This is a genomic window from Eggerthella sp. (genome assembly GCF_048329335.1).
In the GTDB taxonomy this organism is placed as follows: Bacteria; Actinomycetota; Coriobacteriia; order Coriobacteriales; family Eggerthellaceae; genus Eggerthella; species Eggerthella lenta.
Genome location: NZ_DBFEGU010000191.1, coordinates 1 through 2,154, shown reverse-complemented (window position 1 = coordinate 2,154; position 2,154 = coordinate 1). Strand labels below are relative to the sequence as shown.

Genomic DNA, 2,154 nt, shown 5'->3' with positions numbered 1-2,154 from the left:
ATCCTACGCTCATGGGCGCGTTCGACCTCGTGGTGTCCAACCCGCCGTACGTGCCCACGGCCGTCATGGACGATATCCCCCGCGAGGTGGCCGAATTCGAGCCTGCGCTCGCGCTCGACGGCGGCGCCGACGGGCTTGACGTGCTGCGCCGCCTGCTTCCCTGGTGCCGCCGCGCCCTCAAGGAGGGCGGCGGCTTCGCCTTCGAGCTGCACGAGACCTGCCTGGACGAGGCCGCCCGCCTTGCCGAAGAGGCCGGCTTCTCCGATGTTCGCGTCACGGCCGATCTCGCCGGGCGCCCCCGCGTCCTCACCGCCCGAAAGCGCGCCGTGTAGACGGATCTTCGGGGCGGCGCGGTTTCCGTGCGAGCCCCGGCGCTTCCGGCAGGACGCGGCGTCCCGCGCGGGCAGGACAGGCTTATGCGCTGCCGGTTGCACGGTTTCGCCCTCGGATGTGCGGCAAAAACGAGGTTTTGGCAGTCATCGGCCGGTTCCCAGCTCCTTCTTCGAAGGATGCCGAAGCGAAACCCCAGGTCGCGGTTCGCGATCCCTGCAAAACGCGGTGTCCGGGCGGGTCGTCGGTGCCAAAACCTCGATTTTGCTGCACGTGACCCCAGCGAAACGGTGCGCGAGGCCCGTCGGCGCCGCCTCCGCGCAAAATCGGCGCTCGTGGAACCCGCCGGAACTGCCGAACCCGCGCCGAACCCGCCGAGATCGCTGCTGCGAGCGTCCGTCCGTCCCGGACGCTCGCGCGTGGACGGCTATAATAGGACGAAACCTACGAACGGAGGGCTTCCATGCTTGAACGCAACATCCTCGACGACAACCTGACGCTTTCGGCCTACGTGCTGCGCCAGCGGCTGGAAGGTCGCGAACCGACGATCGGCCTCGTGCTGGGTTCGGGCCTGAATCCGCTGGCGAACGAGATCGCCGATGCGGCGAGCATCCCCTACGCGGAGGTGCCGCGCATGAAGACGAGTACGGCCGAAAGCCATGTGGGCCGCTTCGTCTGCGGCACGCTGGGCGGCAAGTGCGTGCTGGCCATGCAGGGTCGTCTGCACGCCTACGAGGGGAACAGCGCCCAGGAGGTGGCCTACCCGGTGTGGCTCATGGAGCGCCTGGGCGTGCGCACGCTTATCACCACGAACGCGGCCGGTGCGCTCAACCCGAACTACGAGGTGGGCGATTTCTGTATCATGGCCGATCAGATCAATTTCACGGGGCGCAATCCCATCGCCGCGCCCGACCCGGCGAACTTGTCGGACCGCTTCTTCTCCATGCTGGACGCGTTCGACCCCGAGCTGCGCGCCATCGCCCACGACGTGGCGGCCGAGCGCGGCGTGCGGGTGCGAGAGGGCGTGTACCTGGGCGCGCTCGGACCCAGCTTCGAGACGCCGGCCGAGATCCGCATGTTCCGTTCGTGGGGCGCCGATACGGTGGCGATGAGCGTGTGCGAGGAAGTCATCGCCGCGCGGCACGTGGGGATGCGCGTGCTGGGCATCTCGCTGGTGTCGAACATGGGCTGCGGCATCGAGGGCGCAAGCCCCACGGGACTCGAGGTGCTGGACGTGGCGAAGACGCGCGAGGGCGATTTCTCGCGCCTGATCACGGGCATCGTCGAGCAGCTGTAGTAGGAGAGGGGGAGCCGCTGCGAAGGAAGCGGCTGTGAAGGGAGCGCCGGCGCGAGCGGCTGCGCATGCGCCGGCGCTCCGTGCTGGCGCCTTACGCCTCCAGCAGTAGATCCCCTTCGGCGATGAGGCCGGCCTTGCGCATGAGCGCGCCCACGGCCCAGGCGATAAGCGCCGGCAGAACGAAGCAGACCAGCGCGAGGCCGATCCAGTCGAACGCGCCGGGCGCGGCCGCCCCGGCCTCCATGCCCGATATCCAGCCGGTGTACACGCCGATGGGGCCTACGAGCCCGCACGTTCCCATGCCCGATGCCACGGCGGGTCCGTTCTGGCTCAGCTGGAACACGCACGTGGCCACCGGCCCGGTGACGGCCGAGGCGACGATGGCCGGCACCCAGATCAGCGGCTTCTTCACGATGTTTCCCATCTGCAGCATGGAGGTTCCCAGACCCTGCGACAGCAGGCCGCCCCAGCGATTCTCGCGGAAGCTCAGCACGGCGAAGCCCACCATCTGGGCACAGCACCCTGCC

General features: G+C 68.8%; 2 protein-coding genes and 1 pseudogene. 2 read left to right on the top strand and 1 reads right to left on the bottom strand.

Going from position 1 to position 2,154, the window contains the following annotated elements; translation table 11 throughout:
• Together ACMO6A_RS06390 and ACMO6A_RS06385 are read left to right on the top strand one after the other, a co-directional pair.
• A pseudogene (locus ACMO6A_RS06390) lies at positions 1 to 332 on the top strand (peptide chain release factor N(5)-glutamine methyltransferase); the annotation flags it as partial.
• Positions 333 to 793: 461 nt separating this feature from the next.
• Entirely contained in the window at positions 794 to 1,627 is an 834-nt protein-coding gene (locus ACMO6A_RS06385) for a purine-nucleoside phosphorylase (protein ID WP_009304254.1), read from the top strand.
• Between the two features lie 91 nt (positions 1,628 to 1,718).
• On the opposite strand, the gene ACMO6A_RS06380 is transcribed toward ACMO6A_RS06385, so the two are convergent.
• Positions 1,719 to 2,154, bottom strand: a 436-nt coding sequence (locus ACMO6A_RS06380; RefSeq protein ID WP_418470924.1) for a PTS sugar transporter subunit IIC, incomplete at its 5' end; no start/stop codon positions are given.